The following is a 22,935-nucleotide window of genomic DNA, read 5'->3' on the forward strand; positions in this document are numbered from 1 at the left end:
GTAGTGCAGAACAGCTGTGAATTCTTCCTATTCATCCCTACTTCCTCTTTTCTTCCGCCTAGCAAGTCCTCCTAGAAGTAAACCTGCTCCTAGCAGAGCAAATTCCGACTTGGAAGCATCCCCAGACTTAGGTAAAGCAAACTTTTTCTTCGATGACTCAGACGATCGAGGTGGAGTTGATTCTGAGATAGATTCTGAGATAGATTCTGACACTGACTCAGAGATTGATTCTGAGACGGATTCTGAGACGGATTCTGAGATGGACTCGGAGACTGATTCTGAAATGGACTCAGAAATTGACTCTGAGACTGATTCAGAGATGGACTCGCTTACTGACTCAGAAATTGACTCTGAGACTGACTCAGAGATTGATTCTGATACTGATTCACTTACTGACTCTGATACTGATTCTGAAATTGATTCAGAGATTGATTCAGAAACTGACTCTGAAATGGATTCTGAGACTGACTCTGAAATGGATTCTGAAATGGACTCAGAAACTGATTCAGAGATTGATTCAGAAACTGACTCTGAAATGGACTCTGAAACGGATTCGGATACTGATTCAGAAATGGATTCTGAGACTGACTCTGATACTGATTCTGAGATTGACTCAGAGACGGATTCTGAGATAGATTCGGAGACTGACTCAGAAACTGATTCTGAGATAGATTCGGAAACTGACTCAGAAACTGATTCAGAAATGGATTCTGATACTGACTCTGAAATGGATTCTGAGACTGACTCTGAAATGGACTCGGATACTGATTCAGAAACGGACTCAGAAATGGATTCGGAGACGGACTCGGAGACTGATTCTGAGATGGATTCTGAGACTGACTCAGAAATGGACTCGGATACTGATTCAGAAACGGACTCAGAAATGGACTCGGATACTGATTCAGAAACGGACTCTGAAATGGATTCTGAGATTGATTCGGAAACTGATTCAGAAACTGATTCTGAGATTGACTCTGAGACCGACTCTGAAATGGACTCGGATACTGATTCAGAAACGGACTCTGAAATGGATTCTGAGATTGATTCGGAAACTGATTCAGAAACTGATTCTGAGATTGACTCGCTGACTGATTCTGAAATGGACTCAGAAACTGATTCAGAGACTGATTCAGAGATGGATTCAGAAACTGATTCACATACTGACTCAGAAATGGATTCTGATACTGACTCTGATACTGATTCTGAAATGGATTCAGAGATTGATTCAGAAACTGACTCTGAAATGGATTCTGAGACTGACTCTGAAACGGATTCTGAAATGGACTCAGAAACTGATTCAGAGATTGATTCAGAAACTGACTCTGAAATTGATTCACTTACTGATTCTGAAATGGACTCGGAGACTGACTCTGAAATGGATTCAGAGATTGATTCGGAAACTGATTCCGAGATTGATTCAGAAACCGATTCACTAACTGACTCTGAAACGGACTCTGAAATGGACTCGGAGACTGACTCAGAGATGGACTCGCTCACTGATTCAGAAACTGATTCTGAGATGGACTCTGAGACTGATTCTGAAATTGACTCGGAGATGGACTCTGACACTGACTCGGAGATGGATTCAGAAACTGATTCAGAAACTGACTCTGAAACTGATTCTGAGACTGACTCTGAAATGGATTCTGAGACTGACTCTGAAACGGATTCTGAGATGGACTCGGAGACTGATTCAGAAACTGACTCTGAAATGGATTCAGAAACTGATTCAGAAACTGATTCAGAAACTGACTCTGAAACGGATTCTGAGACTGACTCTGAAATGGATTCTGAGACTGACTCTGAAACGGATTCTGAGATGGACTCGGAGACTGATTCAGAAACTGACTCTGAAATGGATTCAGAGATTGATTCGGAAACTGATTCCGAGATTGATTCAGAAACCGATTCACTAACTGACTCTGAAACGGACTCTGAAATGGACTCGGAGACTGACTCAGAGATGGACTCGCTCACTGATTCAGAAACTGATTCTGAGATGGACTCTGACACTGACTCGGAGATGGATTCAGAAACTGATTCAGAAACTGACTCTGAAACTGATTCTGAGACTGATTCTGAAATGGATTCACTTACTGATTCAGAGATGGACTCGCTGACTGACTCAGAGATGGATTCACTTACTGACTCTGAGATGGATTCACTTACTGACTCTGAAACGGACTCAGAAATGGACTCGGAGACTGATTCGGAGATGGATTCGGAAATGGATTCAGACACTGACTCGGAGACGGATTCTGAAATGGACTCGGAGACGGATTCTGAGATGAACTCAGAAATGGACTCTGAAACTGATTCAGAGATTGATTCTGAGATGGACTCGCTTACAGACTCTGAAATGGATTCAGAGATTGATTCGGAAACTGATTCCGAGATTGATTCAGAAACCGATTCACTAACTGACTCTGAAACGGACTCTGAAATGGACTCGGATACTGATTCAGAGATTGATTCGGAAACTGATTCAGAAACTGATTCAGAAACTGATTCTGAGATTGACTCGCTGACTGATTCTGAAATGGACTCGGATACTGATTCAGATACTGACTCTGAGACGGATTCTGAGACTGACTCTGAAATTGACTCAGAAACGGATTCTGAAATGGATTCTGAGACTGACTCTGAGATTGATTCTGATACTGATTCTGATACTGATTCAGAAACTGATTCTGAAACTGATTCTGAAATGGACTCGGAGACTGACTCTGAAATGGATTCAGAGATTGATTCGGAAACTGATTCCGAGATTGATTCAGAAACCGATTCACTAACTGACTCTGAAACGGACTCTGAAATGGACTCGGAGACTGACTCAGAGATGGACTCGCTCACTGATTCAGAAATGGATTCTGAGACTGACTCGGAAACTGATTCAGATACTGACTCAGAGATTGACTCGGAAACTGATTCAGAGATAGATTCTGATACTGACTCAGAAATGGACTCTGATACTGATTCGGAGATGGATTCTGAAATTGACTCTGAAACTGATTCGGAGATGGATTCTGAAATTGACTCTGAAACTGATTCTGAAATGGACTCGCTTACAGACTCAGAAATTGACTCAGAGACTGATTCTGAAATGGATTCTGAGACTGACTCAGACACTGACTCAGAGATGGACTCGGATACTGACTCTGAAATGGATTCAGAGATGGATTCTGAGACGGATTCAGAAATTGACTCAGATACTGACTCAGATACCGATTCAGAGATTGATTCTGAAACTGATTCAGAGACTGACTCAGAAATGGATTCTGAGACGGATTCAGAGATAGATTCTGAAATGGATTCTGAGACGGATTCACTTACTGACTCAGAGATCGATTCTGAGACGGATTCGGAAATGGACTCGCTGACTGACTCAGAAACTGATTCTGAAACTGACTCTGAAACTGACTCAGAGATTGATTCAGAAACTGATTCACTTACTGATTCAGAAACTGACTCTGAAACTGACTCTGAAACTGACTCTGAGACGGATTCAGAAACTGATTCTGAGATGGATTCAGAAACTGATTCACTTACTGACTCTGAGACGGATTCTGAGATGGACTCTGAGACTGATTCTGAAATTGACTCGGATACTGACTCGGAGATGGATTCAGAAACTGATTCAGAAACTGATTCAGAAACTGATTCAGAAACTGATTCAGAAACTGACTCTGAAACTGATTCTGAAATTGACTCGGATACTGACTCTGAGATGGACTCAGATACCGATTCAGAGATGGATTCAGAAATGGATTCTGAGACTGATTCTGAGACTGACTCGGATACTGATTCTGAAATGGACTCTGATACTGACTCTGAAACAGATTCTGAAATAGACTCAGAAACTGACTCTGAAATGGATTCAGAGAGCGATTCTGAAATAGACTCAGAGACTGATTCAGACACTGACTCTGAAATAGATTCAGAAACTGATTCTGAGACTGACTCAGAGACTGATTCTGAAATGGATTCTGAGACTGACTCAGAAATGGACTCTGAAATTGACTCAGAGATGGATTCTGACACTGACTCAGAAATGGACTCGGAGACTGATTCTGAAACGGACTCAGAAATGGATTCAGAGATTGATTCAGAAACTGACTCTGAAATTGATTCAGAAACTGATTCAGAAATGGATTCGGAGACTGACTCAGAAATTGACTCAGAAACTGATTCGGAGATAGACTCGCTTACAGACTCAGAGATTGACTCAGAAACTGATTCTGAGATAGACTCGCTTACAGACTCAGAGATTGACTCAGAAACTGATTCGGAGACTGACTCTGAAATGGATTCTGAGACTGACTCTGAGACGGACTCAGATACTGATTCGGAGACGGACTCGCGTATGGATTCGGAAACGGACTCGGAGACGGACTCACGAACGGATTCGGAAAGAGACTCGGAGACGGACTCACGAACAGATTCGGAAACGGACTCAGAGACTGACTCACGAACGGATTCGGAAACGGACTCGGAGACGGACTCGCGTATGGATTCGGAAAGAGACTCGGAGACGGACTCACGAACAGATTCGGAAACGGACTCAGAGACTGACTCACGAACGGATTCGGAAACGGACTCGGAAACCGACTCACGAACGGATTCGGAAACGGACTCGGAAACTGAATGGCGAATAGATTCGGACGTTGATTCCGAGATTGATTCACGAACGGATTCAGACGTTGATTCTGAAACTGAATGGCGAACAGATTCGGACGTTGACTCCGAAACTGAATGACGAACGGATTCGGACGCTGATTCTGAAACTGAATGGCGAACAGATTCTGAAGTGGACTCGGAAACCGACTCACGAACGGATTCGGAGATGGACTCTGAAAACGACGTAGAATTGTACTCGCCCCTAGCAATCGCAGCATTAGAGAACATGTAATTCGTGTTGGTCCAGACTGCACCAGTATTCATCGCGCTGTTCGCATAGGTTGTTTCCGTCGACAAATTCATGGTTGAATTCGTATCCACTCTACTACTAATAACAAGCAACAATGGCGATCCCGTTTGACTACCTAGATTGAGACGCAACCATTGACCGTTTGCAGCAAATCTAGAAGTAATACGACTGGTAATTTCCGTATACTTCGAGAAATCTCCTTCCATACTGTCGATGAACTGACCAACAGGTACACGATAAGCACGAATTGTAGTAACTGCGTCAGAAAAATACGAAGCACCATTAGAAACGATTTGCAAAATTTCGTTGGTACCATAGTTATTCTTACCATTTTCATTCAAATAGATGACATGGTCATAGGTTCCTTCAGTAAGATTGAGATTCGTCAAAAATGCGCGAATGGAATACGAGCCATCCGCTCGACTAGTTGGATTAGAATAGAGTACTGTAGAAGAACGACTAGCTTGATACTGATCATTCAATGTTACCGTAAATTCCTGCCTCCCTTCGCTTTGAACAACTTTTTGGTCCACAAAGATTGAAAGGTTGATGCTGCCAGTGACAGATGATAAGGTATTAACATTGGAATTTAAAGTGTACAAAATAGTGCGTGATTCATGGTCCCAAGTTCCTGTTGCGATAATTTTTCCATCCACAACAATATTGGGAATTTTCACATCTGCCGGCATACCACTTCCCGATAAATTCAATGTCGGTGAGAGTTTAACCGTAAATTGATCACCAGCCGTCGCCAAGTCATTGATTGAAAATTGTAATGAGGCGCGTAGTTGGCCACCAGAAAGTCCCATAGGTTCAACTGTCTGAGGGAAAGTAAGTGAGACTGAGCCCCAAGTAACAACTTGGTCATTGGTCAGTTTCCTAACACTACTACCCTCACGAACCACATAGGATCGAAAAACTTCAGCAAGACGCGTCAATTCGATTGCCTCTTGCCCATATTCCAAAACAGCTTTGTCGATGTCATCTTGGCTACTGGTCGTATCTTCCAACAACTTTTCCGCTTGCTGCAAATGTTCTTCTAAGCGACTTCTTGCATCTAGATAAGCCTTGTAAGATTGTGAATCAGCATGTTCCCCAGGTTCGACCAAAGCCGAAAGAGCCGACTTAATAGACTTGATGACTTCTTCCAGTTGAGCCGTATCTCGAACAAGAGGAACAACTTCCTCTTCATCAGCCGCTTCTTCCTTGACAGGTATTAGGTCCTCCGTCACTTCTACAACTTTGCCTTCCTGTTCGGCAATTGGATCAACCGCCACCCCAATATCAGGCTCCGTTTGCTCAGAAACTACAGATTCCATGACAACCTCATCCGTTACAGCTAGAGCTGTCTCTTCTGTATATTCTGATGCAAGAACAACATCTTCAGCCAATACATGCTCAAAACCTGCTCCTCCCAGCAAGGCACCTACTGATACAAGGCCTTTTATAGCAGATCTTGTTGACATCCCCTGATATTCATACTTGGGCACCTGCTCCCTCTTACGAATCAGAGTAGTCATTCTACGTATCCACTTTTTCTTAACTTTGTGAAGCCGAATTTTTGTCTCTCTTACAACTTCACACCTTCGCCTACCATCTTCACTATTCCCCATTGGAATTTCCTCCTTTAAATCGATATGTTATTGTAGTCTTTGTCTTTCAGTTTATCACTATTGGTAAAAATTTCAAAAGAAAAATAGGTAAATTTATCTGTTTTTACTGTAATTTTTTTGTATGCGTTTTAAAAGACAAAAATTAAAATGTAACAATAATTCTCATCCATTTTTTTCTAAAAAAAAAATGCCACACATATGTGAAGCAATTCTTTTTCTAATGACCATTTCATCAACAAAATGGAAGATGTCAGTGTTCAAAATCAATCTGAAAACGCATGGTAGTCTCATTAACCGCTCGAAAACTATAGGCAAAACCGTGCTTGTCCAAGACATTCTTCACCAGATACAAACCAATTCCAGTACCACCATCTTGTTTGGTACGACTATAATCTGGTCGATAGAAAGGAAGAAACAGTTTTTCAATCTCCTCCTCTGGCAAGATACAATTAACCTCATTGTCCACAATAAAGGTCCCTTGCTTACAGATGATACTAATTTTCCCACCTGGTCGACTGTAGCGGAAGGCATTATCAATAATGTTTTTAAGCGCCTTACCCACTAAAACTTGGTCACCAGTTACCTGAGATGGCATTAAAATAGGAGAAAATTTATAATGATTCAAAATCGCCAGAGCATTGTAACTGGCCATCGAACCCTGCAACAACTCATCTATCTGGAAGGTCGTCTCGCGCTCTCGCACAGCAATCTCCACGTTGGTTGCATCTAGGATTGATCGCACTAACTCAGACTGATCCTGCAAAATATCCCGACACTTTTTCAAGTACAGGTCATGATCTTTAAATTCACCAACGTTGTAAATCATCCCTTCGACCAAGCCCAACATACTAGCGATTGGGGTTTTCAATTCATGCGAAGCCATCCGCAAGAATTCTGACTTCTCCCGCTCTCGTCGCTGGGTTTGTTCGTTTTCGAATTTCAACTCTTCAATACTGGATAACAACTTGGAGTAGAGGCTGTTCAAATCCTGGGCTAGAACAGAAATCTCATCCCTCCCTACGACTTGGCATTCGATGCCATCTTCCAAGCTCTGCATTTTCCGTGCCGTTTCAGAAATCAAGGCAATCCGCCCCGTTGACATCCTGGTGTAAACAGCACCAACTATCAAAGCCAAAACCACGATAAGAATTACAACAAAAGGATACATGGTTACTAACGACTGACTGACTTGAGATAGGTTTTTGAATCCGTACTCAGCTAGCAAGATATAGCTGTTCCCCTCTCTTGAGGTAACAGTCGTTGACCAAGAACCTACTTCATCGTAAGTGCTAAGACTATCATAATTGGGATGATTGGCAAGGTCGTCTGGTTTTAGCGATTTGTTCGGCCACAAGCGTTGACCTTCCCCATCAAACAAGCTGTACAGAAGGTCAGGCCTTCCCAAATCGTATGTCTCTATATTGGCTAAAATATCTGCATCTGACTGGCCATGCAATTTTGTCACAACGTAATTAAAGTTATCCTTCAATTCATGACGCCGCTGTTGGTTGTAATAAATCGGCATGGCGAAATAGAGCAGGGCAACCAAAATCAGTGAGGTGATAATGGTTAATAAAGTGACAATAATAAAATGCCGTTGAGCAAGCTTCATCTAGCCCTCTTCGATCTGATAGCCACGACCGACTACCGTCTTCAAGTGTAGGCTAGGAAGTTTCTTGCGAATGTTTTTGATATGGTTATCTAAAACTCGACTATCCAATTCTGTGTACCCCCAAATCCCCATCATAAGAGCATCGCGACCGACAATCTTACCTTTACGTTTCGCCAAATAAAGGAAGACCTCATACTCTTTTTTCGTTAGCTGAACTTCTTGTTCCCCCACATACACGAAGCCAGCCTGTTGATCGACCACAATATCCCCGATACGGATAACATCATCGACGTGTTTTGCTTTTAGAATGTTTTCAATCCTTTTCATTAGAACCAACGGTGAAAACGGCTTAGTTACAAAATCACTAATATCTTGATTAAAACTAATCAACTGCGTATATTCATCACTTAAGGCTGTTAGAACCAAAACTGGAACCGAGGAAATCTTACGAACCTCTGTCAATAGTTCTAACCCAGTCATTGTTGGTACCATGATGTCTAAAATCAGCAAGTCAAATTCTGTTTTTTGAATCTCTTCAAGTGCCTGTCCACCATCAAACAAAGGCAGAACATCGTGATCACTCTCTCTTAAAAATTCACAAACAACCTGATTAATGACAACATCATCTTCTAATACCAAAATTTTTGCCATGTCTTCTCCCTTCATATTTTCCAAAATAACCAGCATTCTTTTTAGTCAGGCCTCAACCTTACCCAACTACATTCTTCCAAGACAATCGTCAAAAGTCAAATTACTTTAAACATTGCTTGATAATTGCTGTTTTGTCAGAGACAAAAAGAAAGCCCCTGCAAGAACTGTAGCTGTGCAGAGGTAACATGAAATGCGACCCCACTACACAGAACTGAGTATAAGAAACAAACTTGCATGTGGCTTACCAAACACAATCCCTTGTTTGCTTCAACTGCACAGTTACTCCCTATCAAAACAGCATCATAAAACTGCTAAGGTGATTAGTGGAATCAAAAAAATATCCTGCAACTAAAGTAAGGTGAAATAAAAGGCAAGACTGATTCATGATATCAATCCTCCTATCCCTATTTCAAGCTCTCTAGTTCCTATTCAAACAATCTAACTGTCCCCCCGAACAGCCAACTATTACGATTTCTCAATTGCTTGGTAAAGAAAATCATTTCGAGAAAATTGCTTTCATCAGATGACTTTTAGTGTAAAATGTTCTCTTTTTCTGAGCCCCACGCTCAATTGGCGAAAAAGATTCATTTTAACACACTCATTATAAAGTTAAATTTTAAAAAAAGCAACTAATATGTTTGATTTAGTTTGATGAATCATAGCAATTTCCTCCATTTTCCTTCAATTTTAGTCGAATTTTTACAAAAAAACAGACAAAAAATACATCAAACACGGTTTTTTAGTAGAGGGTTTTGGTATCATTATATGGCAAGTGTGATTGGAATAAACTTAATAATCAAAACTAGCTTGCCAGTTTTTGAATGAGCTAGTTCCTAGTTGGTTTTATATATTTATAGACGCATTCGCGGACTATCCCCCCAAAAATATATAGCGCCAATCTTATTCAAAAGAGTTGTGAAATCCTTCCCCCAGGTATGCAACTCTCCACATCACTTGCTTGGTAAATGGTGAGGACATGTACATTCCCAGTGCATGTCCTCTCTTCTTTTTTCAGAAATATTTATAGAAAAAAGCACCCAATGGGTGCTTTTCATAACTTATCAAGCTTATTTTGTAGATTGACGTAGTTTGATACCGTGATTCAAAATCACCTCACGATTTTCCAACTCTTCCTTATGCATAATCTTGGTCAACATCCGCATAGCAATCGCACCGATATCATACAATGGCTGATTAATCGAAGAAAGATTTGGTCGAGTGAACTTAGTCACGAGAGAATCATCACTCGTGATAATCTCGAAGTCATCTGGAACCTTGATACCCTTGTCTGCAATACCATTGAGCAGCCCAGCTGCAATCTCATCTTCTGCTACATAGGCAGCTGTTGCTCCTGAGTTTAGAATGCGCTCAGCCAGTGCATAGCCTTCTTCATATTTGTACTTGGATTCAAAGACAAGACCTTCATTAAATTCCAAACCATTTGCTTTTAAGCCATCTTTATAACCTGTCAAACGAACTTTTCCATTGATATCATCCACAAGCGGACCTGACACAAAGGCAATCTTTTGATTGTGTTTCGCCAACAAATCTACTGCATCTTTGGTCGCCAAAGCATAGTCAATGTTGACACTTGGCAACTGATGCTCCAAATCAACTGTACCTGCTAGTACAATCGGTGTCCGTGAGCGTGAAAACTCTGCACGAATCTTATCTGTCAAATGGTAGCCCATAAAGATAATGCCATCCACCTGTTTAGAGAAGAGAGTATTGACAACATTGATTTCCTTCTCGTCATTCTCATCACTGTTGGCGAGGACGATATTGTATTTATACATGTCAGCAATATCATCAATCCCTTTTGCCAAGGTTGCAAAGTAGGCATTTGCGATGTTTGGAATAACGACGCCAACTGTTGTTGTTTTCTTACTTGCCAACCCCCGTGCAACAGCGTTAGGACGGTAATCCAAACGATCAATAACTTCCAATACCTTCTTACGAGTATTTTCTTTCACATTTTTATTTCCGTTGACCACGCGACTGACAGTGGCCATTGAGACACCTGCTTCTCGGGCGACGTCGTAAATCGTTACTGTATCATCTGTATTCAGCATACGCATATCCTTTCAAATTTAATATATTGTATGAAAATTACGCTTTCACTCGTTAATAGTTTATCATTTTTTGAAACCACTTTCAAGTGAAAAATTCAACTTTTTCTTTTCCCCTTGCATTTTTTTTCATTTTTTGGAAAAATAGAGGTATAGAAAGAGGTGGACTATGTCTAAAATCAACCGTATCAAGACTTATTTAGAAGAAAATCAAATGGATTTGGCCATTTTTTCTGACCCAGTCAGCATTTATTATCTCACTGGTTTTCACAGTGATCCCCATGAGCGCCACATGATGCTCTTTGTCATGCCCGATGCTGAGTCTCTGCTCTTCCTTCCTGCCCTCGATATGGAACGGGCTGTAGCTACTGTTGACTTTCCAGTGGCTGGCTACATGGATTCTGAAAATCCTTGGCAAATCATCAAGAGTAAATTGCCTCAAAAAGCCTTTCTGAAAATCGGGGCAGAGTTTGACAATCTCAACTTGACTCGCTACCATGGTTTGCAGTCTATTTTCAACCAAACCTTCACAGATTTGACGCCGTTTATCAATACCATGAAATTAATCAAATCCCGAGATGAGATTGAAAAGATGTTGGTAGCAGGCGCATTTGCTGACAAGGCCATGCAGGTTGGTTTTGACAATATTTCCCTAAATGTGACAGAAGCAGACATCATTGCTCAGATTGAGTTTGAGATGAAAAAGCAGGGCATTTCCAAGATGAGTTTTGATACCATGGTCTTGACAGGTAACAATGCTGCAAACCCTCACGGTATCCCCGGAACAAACAAAATCGAGAATAACGCTCTGCTATTATTCGATCTAGGCGTCGAAACCTTGGGCTACACGTCCGATATGACACGGACTGTCGCTGTCGGAAAACCAGATCAGTTTAAGAAAGATATTTACAATCTGACCCTGGAGGCTCACATGGCTGCTGTCAATATGATCAAGCCTGGTGTGACGGCTGGCGAGATTGACTATGCTGCTCGATCTGTGATTGAAAAAGCGGGCTATGGACAATATTTTAACCACCGTCTGGGGCATGGTTTGGGGATGAGCGTCCACGAGTTTCCATCCATCATGGAAGGTAATGACCTGGTCATTGAGGAAGGTATGTGCTTCTCTGTTGAGCCTGGCATCTACATTCCTGGTAAGGTCGGTGTCCGGATTGAAGACTGTGGTTATGTAACCAAGAATGGCTTTGAAGTCTTTACAAAGACACCGAAAGAACTTTTGTATTTTGAAGCTTAAAAAACAGTCCTTTGCGGACTGTTTTTGTATAAGTATGAAACCAAAGAATCAAATCCTTCACTGCAAATTTGGATTATTTAAGACCGAAATTCAGAATTTAGTATAAAACAACCTCCTACTCATTTGTAGGAGGTTGTTGTTTTTTAAATATCACTACCGTTTTTTCTGCGACGCTTGTACAAACCACCTAAGAGGAGACTTGCTCCAAGCAACCCAGCCCAGGCTGATGATTCTTCACCCGTGCTTGGCAAAGCTTGTTTACCACGAGGTCCCTCTGAATGGCGAGACGGAGTTGATTCTGAGACTGATTCACTTACTGACTCTGAGATGGATTCAGACACTGACTCAGAAACGGATTCTGAGACTGATTCGGAAATTGACTCTGAAACTGATTCTGAGATTGATTCTGAGACTGACTCTGAAACTGATTCTGAGATGGATTCAGAAATCGACTCGCTGACTGACTCGGATACTGACTCAGAAACTGATTCTGAGACTGACTCGGATACGGATTCTGAGATGGACTCTGAGATTGACTCGGATACGGATTCTGAAACTGATTCACTTACTGACTCTGAGATGGACTCTGAGACTGATTCGGAAATTGACTCAGAGACGGATTCAGATACTGATTCGCTGACTGATTCTGAGATGGATTCAGATACTGATTCGCTGACTGATTCTGAGATAGATTCAGGCACTGATTCTGAGATAGATTCTGACACCGACTCGGAAATTGATTCTGAAACTGATTCACTTACTGACTCAGAAATGGACTCAGAAACTGATTCTGAGATGGATTCAGAAACTGACTCGGAAATTGACTCAGACACTGATTCTGAGATAGATTCAGACACCGACTCGGAAATTGATTCTGAAACTGATTCACTTACTGACTCAGAAATGGACTCTGAGACTGATTCTGAAACTGACTCAGAAATGGACTCTGAGACTGATTCTGAAACTGACTCAGAAATGGACTCTGAGACTGATTCTGAAACTGACTCAGAAATGGACTCTGAAACTGATTCTGAAACTGATTCTGAGATAGACTCAGACACTGACTCTGAAATCGATTCTGAAATAGACTCGGATACGGATTCTGAAATGGATTCAGATACTGACTCGGATACGGATTCGGAAATTGACTCTGAAACTGATTCTGATACTGATTCTGAAATGGACTCTGAGACTGACTCAGAGACTGATTCTGAGATTGATTCTGAGATTGATTCAGACACCGACTCGGAAATTGACTCAGAAACTGATTCTGAGATAGATTCAGACACCGACTCGGAAATTGATTCTGAAACTGATTCACTTACTGACTCAGAAATGGACTCAGAAACTGATTCTGAAACTGATTCTGAAATAGACTCAGAAACTGATTCTGAGATAGATTCAGACACCGACTCGGAAATTGATTCTGAAACTGATTCACTTACTGACTCAGAAATGGACTCAGAAACTGATTCTGAGATGGATTCTGAAATGGACTCGGATACGGATTCTGAAATCGATTCTGAAATAGACTCAGACACTGATTCTGAGATAGATTCAGACACCGACTCGGAAACTGATTCACTTACTGACTCAGAAATGGACTCAGAAATGGACTCAGAAACTGATTCTGAAATCGATTCTGAAATAGACTCAGAAACTGATTCTGAGATAGATTCAGACACCGACTCGGAAATTGATTCACTTACTGACTCAGAAATGGACTCAGAAATGGACTCAGAAACTGATTCTGAGATGGATTCTGAAATGGACTCGGATACGGATTCTGAGACTGACTCTGAGATGGACTCAGAAACTGATTCTGAAACTGACTCTGAAATTGATTCTGAAACTGACTCTGAAATTGATTCTGAAACTGACTCTGAAACTGATTCTGAGATGGATTCTGAAACTGACTCGGAAATTGACTCAGACACTGATTCTGAGATAGATTCAGACACTGATTCTGAAATCGATTCTGAGACTGACTCTGAGATGGATTCAGACACTGACTCGGAAATGGATTCTGAAACTGATTCGGAAATTGATTCTGATACTGACTCTGAGATTGACTCGGATACGGATTCTGAAACTGATTCGGAAATTGATTCTGATACTGACTCTGAGACTGATTCTGAGATTGACTCTGAAACTGATTCAGAGATTGATTCAGAAATGGATTCTGAGACGGACTCAGAAACGGATTCGCTGACTGACTCTGAGACTGATTCTGAGATTGATTCAGACACTGACTCGGAAATTGACTCAGACACTGATTCTGAGATAGATTCAGACACTGACTCGGAAATTGACTCAGAAACTGATTCTGAGATAGATTCAGACACCGACTCGGAAATTGATTCTGAAACTGATTCACTTACTGACTCAGAAATGGACTCAGAAACTGATTCTGAAACTGATTCGGAGATAGATTCTGACACTGACTCTGAAATCGATTCTGAAACTGATTCACTTACTGACTCAGAAATGGACTCAGAAACTGATTCGCTGACGGATTCTGAGACGGATTCTGAAATGGACTCGGACACTGACTCTGAGACTGATTCTGAGATTGATTCAGACACTGATTCTGAAACTGATTCCGAGACCGACTCAGAGATGGATTCAGAAACTGATTCTGAAAGCGATTCTGAGACTGACTCAGAGATGGATTCAGAAATTGACTCTGAAACTGATTCTGAGATGGATTCAGACACTGACTCGGACACGGATTCTGAAACTGACTCGCTAATTGAGGTTGAAATTGATTCCGATACGGATTCTGAAGTTGATTCGCTGATTGAAGTAGAGATGGACTCAGAGATTGATACGCTTACTGACTCTGATACGGATTCTGAAAGCGACTCTGAGTTGGAAAGAGACTCCGATTTACTAGCTGACTCTGAGTTGGAAAGGGATTCTGATTTACTAGCTGACTCAGAATTGGAAAGCGACTCCGATTTGCTGGCTGATTCTGAGTTGGAAAGGGATTCAGAAGAAGAAAGCGACTCTGAGTTACTGATTGATTCAGATAAGGATGTTTTGTTCAAACCATCCGCAATAGCGAAGTTGGCGAACACAGAGTTTTCAGTTGTCCAAATAGAACCTGTGGTATTAGCACTATTGGCATAGATCGAAGTAATGTGGATATTATCTGTCGCACCTACATCAACGGTTGATTTGATGAGAACTAAAAGCGGAGAAGAGGTCAACCCCTTTGTTTGGATCTTGATGGATTTCCCATCCGCCGCATAAGTCACATTGACTGAGCTGGTCACATCTTTATAGACACTAAAATCACCCTCCATACTGTCAATGAAACCACCTACTGGGACACTATAAACAATCACTTCTGAATTCTGAGGAGTATAGGTAACTGATGATGTATCTGTTTGTACCGTCAAGGTGTCATACAAACGATAATTGGTATTCATACCATTTTCATTCAAATAAACAACTTGTTCATAAGTCCCTTCATTACGGTTGATATTGGTGAAGAAACTTCTGATAGAGTACATTCCGTTGTTTGAAGCTGGATCAGCATAAGCAACGTTTTGTGATTTGGAAATACTTTTACCATCAACTGTAACGGTAAAAGTTTGATTACCTTCGTTTTGAACCGTTCGTTGGTCAACAAATACAGACAACTCGATCTCACCAGAAATATCTGAATTATTGGTCACATAGTCTGTCAATGTATAGGTAATCGTACGACTTGCATAATCCCAACTACCTTTTGCAATGGCATTGCCACCAACAATGATATCTGGAATAATAGCCTCATCTACAACACCGTTCCCAGACGTGTTCAAGGTTTCAGAAAGGACAATTTTGAAAGTATCTCCTGCTTTAGCTGTGCTATCAATCGTAAATTTGATGACAGAAAACATATCGCCACCATTTTGTCCCATCGGCTCAATCGTAGTGTCAGGAACATTCAATTGAATATCCACAGTTGACAAGACCGAACTGGAAGCCAAAACACGGAAACCAGAACCTTCTACTACTTTTAGTGTCGTTAACTGGTTTAAACGCCCCGTCAAATTAATGGCAGATTGTGCTGATGAAGTGGCGAGGCTAGTGACTTGATCTTGGGTCAAGCTGTCATCTGCCAAGGCGGCTTCTGCTTGAACTAAGGCTGCTTTTGCATTTTCCAAAGCTGTCAAGTATTTGGCATACTTTGCAGTGGTTGTGTCAACATTTTCTGGGAGAGATTTCGCCAAGGCATCCTTTAGAGATGCGATAGCTTGCTCCAGCAAACTCTTGTCAACTTTCTTTGTCTCCTGCTCTTCTTCCACTACTTCTTTGGTCTCAGTTGTTTCTGATTGACTTGTTTCTGAGGTCAAAGCTGACGCTTCTGAGGCGATCGTTTCAGACGAAGCTGTTACCGATTCACTACTGACTGTTTCTTCAACCGGAACCGTTGTTTCCATAACAACTGTATCGGTTGTTCCCAATACAGAATCCGTAGCAATCTCAGATGCTTGAACAGTTTCCTCAGCCTGAATTGTTTCACCTAAAGCAATTCCTCCGCCCAATACTGTACCTGCAGCAATCACACCACGCATCATTTTGGCAGTATTTACCACACCAGTATTGATGGTTGCTGGATCAAGTTCGCCAGCTGAACGGTTCAATTTGATGAAGCCAATCTGCGTCATCACAGTACGGACCCAATGCTTACCCGATTTATGCATTTTGACGCGAGATATTCGACTTGTTTCACTATAGTTATTTGATTTCTTCATTTTACCCTCATATCTATTGTTAGACTCTCATCAAATTCCAACTGCACAGCAGCAAACCGCTTCCCCCAAAACAATTCAACACAAAGCATGAAAGTCTATAAAATTATTTTCTGTTTTATTTCATTATTTTTTCATTCGTTTTTCATATTTTGCAAACAAAATAGCTTCAACACCAGAATGTTTTCTAGTGTTGAAGCATACAAAACTAATTTAGAACTGGTTCATTCTAATCAGATCAATGCTTAATCTGTTTATTTTTCTTTGCGGCGACGTGAAGCCACTGCAACCGACCCCAACAAGGCCAATCCAACCATAGCAAGTACTGAAGTGTTTTCACCTGTAGATGGCAAGCTTGCCTTAGGTGTTACTTTAACAGACTCTGCTACAGGCTTAGTGGTTGGTGTAGTAGGTGTTGTTGGCGTAGTAGGTGTTGTTGATTCCTCAGCTTCCTCTTTGTAAACATAAGTTACATGAGTTTCACCTTCAACAACTTTACCTTTTTCGTTATTTGGAATACGAGATTCTACAAGAACGTAACGTTTACCATTGAATACGATCACTTTTGGACGATTGTCTGTTGTGTCGTAGTCTCCTCCTACTGTACCATTTTCAGTGTCAACAACTGGTGTCTTAATGACATTTCCATTTTCATCAACGTAATGTACGATGACTTTACCTTGTTTTTGAGCAACTGGCGGTACAACTGGTGTTTCAACAACTTCTTTGTACTCGTAAGTAATGGTTTGTTCACCTTCTACAACTGTACCGTTGCTTGGTGCATCACCTTCATTTGAGCGTGTACGAACAAGTTCGTAAGTCTTACCATCTTTTGTAATTGTAGCTGGTGGTGTGTCACCGTATGGCTCATCAACTGGTGTATCCGCTGGTTTAACTGATTTATCATCTGCGATTTCAGTTTCTGTTCCTTCGATTACGTAACGAGCTACGACTGAACCTGTCTTAACAACTGGTGTCACAACTTTCGTGTAGATGTAAGTGACTGTCTTCTCACCTTCTTCAACCTCACCAGTTGGTGTTGCACCGGCTTCATCAACTTTCACAAATGTGTAGCCTTCGAAGTTGCCGACGCTTGTTTCATAGGTTGAACCGATTTCACCATCACGAACAACATCTGTTGTATCTGCAAGGATTTCACCTTGATCCGTGATGTGACGGACAAGGACGCTACCTGTCTTCGCAACTGGTGTCACAACCTTCGTGTAGATGTAAGTGACTGTCTTCTCACCTTCTTCAACCTCACCTGTTGGCGTTGCGCCTGCCTCATCAACTTTCACAAATGTGTAGCCTTCGAAGTTGCCGACGCTTGTTTCATAGGTTGAACCAACTTCGCCATCACGAACAACATCTGTTGTATTTGCAAGGATTTCACCTTGATCCGTGATATGGCGAACAAGGACGCTACCAGTTTTCTTCTCAACTGGAGTTGGTGTATCAACAACCTCTTTGTACTCATAAGTAATAGTTTGTTGACCCTCAACAACTGTACCGTTACTTGGTGCATCACCTGCGTTTGAACGTGTACGAACAAGTGTATAGGTCTTACCACCAAATGAGATTGTTGCTGGTGGTGTGTCACCGTATGGCTCATCAACTGGTGTATCTACTGGTTTAACTGTTGTACCACCAGCGATTTCAGTTTCTGTTCCTTCGATAACGTAACGAGCCACAACTGAACCTGTCTTAACGACTGGTGTTTCTACAACCTCTTTGTACTCGTAAGTAATGGTTTGTTCGCCTTCAACAACTGTACCGTTGCTTGGTGCATCACCTGCGTTTGAACGTGTACGAACAAGTGTATAGGTCTTACCATCTTTTGTGATAGTAGCTGGTGGTGTGTCACCGTATGGCTCATCAACTGGTGTATCAGTTGTTTTAACTGTCTTATCGTCTGCGATCTCAGTTTCTGTTCCTTCGATTACGTAACGAGCTACAACTGAACCTGTCTTAACAACTGGTGTTTCTACAACTTCTTTGTACTCGTAAGTGATAGTTTGTTCACCTTCTTTGACAACGCCGTTTTCTGATGCATCACCTTCGTTTGAACGTGTACGAACGAGTTCGTACGTCTTACCATCTTTTGTGATAGTAGCTGGTGGTGTGTCACCGTATGGCTCATCAACTGGTGTATCAGTTGGTTTAACTGTCTTATCGTCTGCGATCTCAGTTTCAGTTCCTTCGATTACGTAACGAGCTACGACTGAACCTGTCTTAACAACTGGTGTTTCTACAACTTCCTTGTACTCGTAAGTAATGGTTTGTTCACCTTCTTTGACAACGCCGTTTTCTGATGCATCACCTTCGTTTGAACGTGTACGAACGAGTTCGTAGGTCTTACCATCTTTTGTGATAGTAGCTGGTGGTGTGTCACCGTATGGCTCATCAACTGGTGTATCAGTTGGTTTAACTGTCTTATCGTCTGCGATCTCAGTTTCAGTTCCTTCGATTACGTAACGAGCTACGACTGAACCTGTCTTAACAACTGGTGTTTCTACAACTTCCTTGTACTCGTAAGTGATGGTTTGTTCACCTTCTTTGACAACGCCGTTTTCTGATGCATCACCTTCGTTTGAACGTGTACGAACGAGTTCGTAGGTCTTACCATCTTTTGTGATTGTAGCTGGTGGTGTGTCACCATATGGCTCATCAACTGGGGTATCGGTTGGTTTAACTGTCTTATCGTCTGCGATTTCAGTTTCTGTTCCTTCGATAACGTAACGAGCTACAACTGAACCTGTCTTAACAACTGGTGTTTCTACTTTTTCGTATACGTAAGTGACTGTCTTAGTACCTTCTTCAACAGTTCCCTCTGCCGCATCTGAACTTACCAAGTGACCGTCTTCTGTTGTTTCACCAACTGTGTGCGTACCTGCAACGACACGTTTGTAAGTCACACCATCTTTTTCGATTGTTTCTGGATACTCATCTGCTGATTCTTTAGTGTTGTAAGTTGAACCAACTTCGCCGTCAGTTGTATCTTTAACAGTTGTCTTCAACTCAAGACCTTCTGTGTCAACGTAAGTGATGACAACGTTACCTGTCTTAACAACTGGTGTTTCTACAACTTCCTTGTACTCGTAAGTGATAGTTTGTTCACCTTCTTTGACAACGCCGTTTTCTGATGCATCACCTTCGTTTGAACGTGTACGAACGAGTTCGTAGGTCTTACCATCTTTTGTGATTGTAGCTGGTGGTGTGTCACCGTATGGCTCATCAACTGGTGTATCAGTTGGTTTAACTGTCTTATCGTCTGCGATCTCAGTTTCTGTTCCTTCGATTACGTAACGAGCTACAACTGAACCTGTCTTAACAACTGGTGTTTCAACTTTTTTGTATACGTAAGTGACTGTCTTAGTACCTTCTTCAACAGTTCCCTCTGCCGCATCTGAACTTACCAAGTGACCGTCTTCTGTTGTTTCACCAACTGTGTGTGTACCTGCAACGACACGTTGGTAAGTCACACCATCTTTTTCGATTGTTTCTGGATACTCATCCGCTGATTCTTTAGTGTTGTAAGTTGAACCAACTTCGCCGTCAGTTGTATCTTTAACGGTTGTCTTCAACTCAAGACCTTCTGTGTCAACGTAAGTGATGACAACGTTACCTGTCTTAACAACTGGTGTTTCAACTTTTTTGTATACGTAAGTGACTGTCTTAGTACCTTCTTCAACAGTTCCTTCTGCCGCATCTGAACTTACCAAGTGACCGTCTTCTGTTGTTTCACCAACTGTGTGCGTACCTGCAACGACACGTTGGTAAGTCACACCATCTTTTTCGATTGTTTCTGGATACTCATCCGCTGATTCTTTAGTGTTGTAAGTTGAACCAACTTCGCCGTCAGTTGTATCTTTAACGGTTGTCTTCAACTCAAGACCTTCTGTATCAACGTAAGTGATAACAACGTTACCTGTCTTAGGTGTTTCAACTTTTTCTTTATAGACGTAAGTAATTTTTGTTACACCTTCAGCAACTGTACCTGTTACTGGCGCTACACCAAATGATGTTGACGTTTCAGTAAGGTTATTGTCTTCACCAACTGTACCAACTGTATAAGTACCTGCTGGAACGAGTTCATATGTTTTTCCGTCTTTTTCGATAACTGCTGGTTTTTCAGTTGTACCTGTGATTTCTTCAGTGTTATATGCCGTACCAACAGCAGTACCTTCCGGAGAATCAACATATTGTGTTTGAAGAACGTTTCCTTCTGTATCAACGTAGTCAACTACGACTGATCCAGTTTTAACTTCTTCATAGACATAAGTAACTTTCTTCGTACCTTCTGCAACTTCGCCTGATGCAGCATCAACACCCCAATCGGTAGTTGTCTCTGTCAAGTTTCCGTCCGTTCCAACTGTACCGACAGTGTATGAACCTGCTGGAACTAATTTGTAGGTCTTACCATCTTTGGTAATCACAGATGGACGCTCTGAAGTGTCTGTTGAAGCTTTTGTACCTGTATCATTTGCTGTATTGTAAGCAGTACCAGGTGCTACATTGGCAGTATCAACAAACTGAGTACCAATCTGGTTTCCGTCTGTGTCAACGTAATCAACGATAACAGAACCTTTCACTTCTTCATAAACATAAGTGATTGATTTAGTACCTTCAGCAACTGTACCAGAAACTGCATCTGTACCGAAGCTAAAGTTTGTACCATTTGTAGCCAAGCTACCGTCAGCGTTTACTGTACCAACTGTTGCTGTTGTTTCTTTAGCAACCAATTTGTACGTCTTACCATCTTTGGTAATCACTGCTGGGCGCTCAGTTGTAGCATCTGATGCAACTGTTCCTGTATCAACTGCAGTATTGTACTCAGTTCCAACAACTTGGTCAGTTGTATCTTTGTACTCAGTTCCGATTACGTTACCTTCAGTATCAACATAGTTAACGATAACTGAACCATACTTGGTATTACTCAAACGAACTGAGAAACGAAGAAGGTCTGCGTTTGTCGTTGAATTACCTACATCTTCAACTTTTTCTGACCAGAATTTATTCAAACCGTTGACACCATCTCCGTAGCTAGTGCTGTTGAAGAATACTGGGTCAGTTTTATAAGTTTCCGTTGGATACTCTGTAAATGGAGTTGATTGGTGATAAAGTTTGAAGGTTACTTGTTTAAATGTACCTACCAATCGGATTGAACCAGTACCAGCCGGTACCAAGTTAGGAAGACGGTAATCCCATAGATACATATCATCGTTTCCAACGACTGCTCTATCATAAGTGTTCTTTTCCGTTACATTAATAGTTGTATCTGTAACTGTCAAGTTTGTTCCTGTTAGTTTTTCTAACTTAACATCAGGTGTGACAAGTTTAAAGTTTGTACTATTAAATGATCCTCTAGCAAGGAATACTTGACCTGTATTGACATCATCAACAATTGCCTTACCACTACCACCGACACCTGAAAGGTCGATGATTGGGTTAGTTACTTCTTCACTAAAAGTCAACGTCAACTCAGCATTCTCAACTTCACCGCTATAGTTCAGTTTTTCAGAAAAATTCGCAGCTGGAGTTGAAGGTGATGGCTGAAGGTAAATCCCCATCGCTGGAATAGATGCAGGTTCAGGAGTTCCTGCCAACATATCTGGTGTAGCTTTGTAAGCTGCTTGGTTCTCACCAGGCACTAGGTAGCTGACACCAACTTCATTACCATTTGTCGGTGTGATAGTTGCAGTTACAGTTACAGTTGAACCATCTTGTTCAGTAATAGTTGATTCAGCAGTTGTATGTGGTGTGTAGGCCCACTCTGTCATTTGTGGGTTCACATTTGGATTGTCTGATGGAATCGTATCTGTAAATGTCCAGTTTCCATTTGCAGAATAAGTTTCCTCCGCTGCATAAACAACTACTTGCGGTGCAACAAATGATTCCACCGCTGCGCCTGCCATAAATAGCGTCGCACCTACAGTAACAGAAGCAAGTCCACGCTTAAATTTGCGCAACGAGAAATACTCCTGCTTCTTGATCATCTTTTTTGATTGATCTTTAAACATATAAAAATTCCCCTATATTTTTTTAGACACACACCTGAGTTAT

General features: G+C 41.5%; 7 protein-coding genes. 1 reads left to right on the forward strand and 6 read right to left on the reverse strand.

Annotated features, from left to right (window positions below):
• Positions 1 to 27: 27 nt before the first annotated feature.
• The 4 genes from PXH68_RS06435 to ccpA form a co-directional block, all read right to left on the reverse strand.
• Entirely contained in the window at positions 28 to 6,540 is a 6,513-nt protein-coding gene (locus PXH68_RS06435) for a DUF445 family protein (protein ID WP_248028784.1), read from the reverse strand.
• Positions 6,541 to 6,790: 250 nt separating this feature from the next.
• Positions 6,791 to 8,152, reverse strand: a complete 1,362-nt coding sequence (locus PXH68_RS06440) for a sensor histidine kinase (protein WP_248028759.1) — start codon at positions 8,150 to 8,152, stop codon at positions 6,791 to 6,793.
• A complete protein-coding gene (locus tag PXH68_RS06445; protein WP_202848294.1) occupies positions 8,153 to 8,803 on the reverse strand; it encodes a response regulator transcription factor in 651 nt (216 codons plus the stop codon). It abuts the gene before it with no gap.
• A 1,067-nt stretch (positions 8,804 to 9,870) separates the two neighbouring features.
• A complete protein-coding gene (gene ccpA, locus PXH68_RS06450) occupies positions 9,871 to 10,872 on the reverse strand; it encodes a catabolite control protein A (protein ID WP_316716085.1) in 1,002 nt (333 codons plus the stop codon).
• 169 nt (positions 10,873 to 11,041) lie between these two features.
• On the opposite strand from ccpA, the gene PXH68_RS06455 reads away from it, so the two are divergent.
• The gene (locus PXH68_RS06455) at positions 11,042 to 12,127 is read left to right on the forward strand and encodes a M24 family metallopeptidase (RefSeq protein WP_205031810.1); all 1,086 of its coding nucleotides are present in this window, start codon (positions 11,042 to 11,044) and stop codon (positions 12,125 to 12,127) included.
• A 143-nt stretch (positions 12,128 to 12,270) separates the two neighbouring features.
• On the opposite strand, the gene PXH68_RS09885 is transcribed toward PXH68_RS06455, so the two are convergent.
• Both PXH68_RS09885 and PXH68_RS06470 read right to left on the reverse strand, forming a co-directional pair.
• On the reverse strand, positions 12,271 to 16,875 hold the full coding sequence (locus PXH68_RS09885) for a DUF445 family protein (RefSeq protein ID WP_398582976.1): 4,605 nt from the start codon (positions 16,873 to 16,875) through the stop codon (positions 12,271 to 12,273).
• A 251-nt stretch (positions 16,876 to 17,126) separates the two neighbouring features.
• Positions 17,127 to 22,892 (reverse strand): MucBP domain-containing protein, encoded by a 5,766-nt coding sequence (locus PXH68_RS06470; protein ID WP_316715508.1) that lies wholly within the window; start codon positions 22,890 to 22,892, stop codon positions 17,127 to 17,129.
• Between the last annotated feature and the right edge of the window lie 43 nt (positions 22,893 to 22,935).

It is taken from the genome of Streptococcus sp. 29896 (assembly GCF_032594915.1).
Lineage (GTDB): Bacteria > Bacillota > Bacilli > Lactobacillales > Streptococcaceae > Streptococcus > Streptococcus suivaginalis.

What these genes read in the sequence shown, in the direction of transcription:
- PXH68_RS06455 (WP_205031810.1), top strand. Translation starts at nt 11,042, where the DNA reads ATGTCTAAAATCAACCGTATCAAGACTTATTTAGAAGAAAATCAAATG.
- PXH68_RS09885 (WP_398582976.1), bottom strand. Translation starts at nt 16,875, where the DNA reads ATGAAGAAATCAAATAACTATAGTGAAACAAGTCGAATATCTCGCGTC.
- PXH68_RS06470 (WP_316715508.1), bottom strand. Translation starts at nt 22,892, where the DNA reads ATGTTTAAAGATCAATCAAAAAAGATGATCAAGAAGCAGGAGTATTTC.
- PXH68_RS06440 (WP_248028759.1), bottom strand. Translation starts at nt 8,152, where the DNA reads ATGAAGCTTGCTCAACGGCATTTTATTATTGTCACTTTATTAACCATT.
- PXH68_RS06445 (WP_202848294.1), bottom strand. Translation starts at nt 8,803, where the DNA reads ATGGCAAAAATTTTGGTATTAGAAGATGATGTTGTCATTAATCAGGTT.
- PXH68_RS06435 (WP_248028784.1), bottom strand. Translation starts at nt 6,540, where the DNA reads ATGGGGAATAGTGAAGATGGTAGGCGAAGGTGTGAAGTTGTAAGAGAG.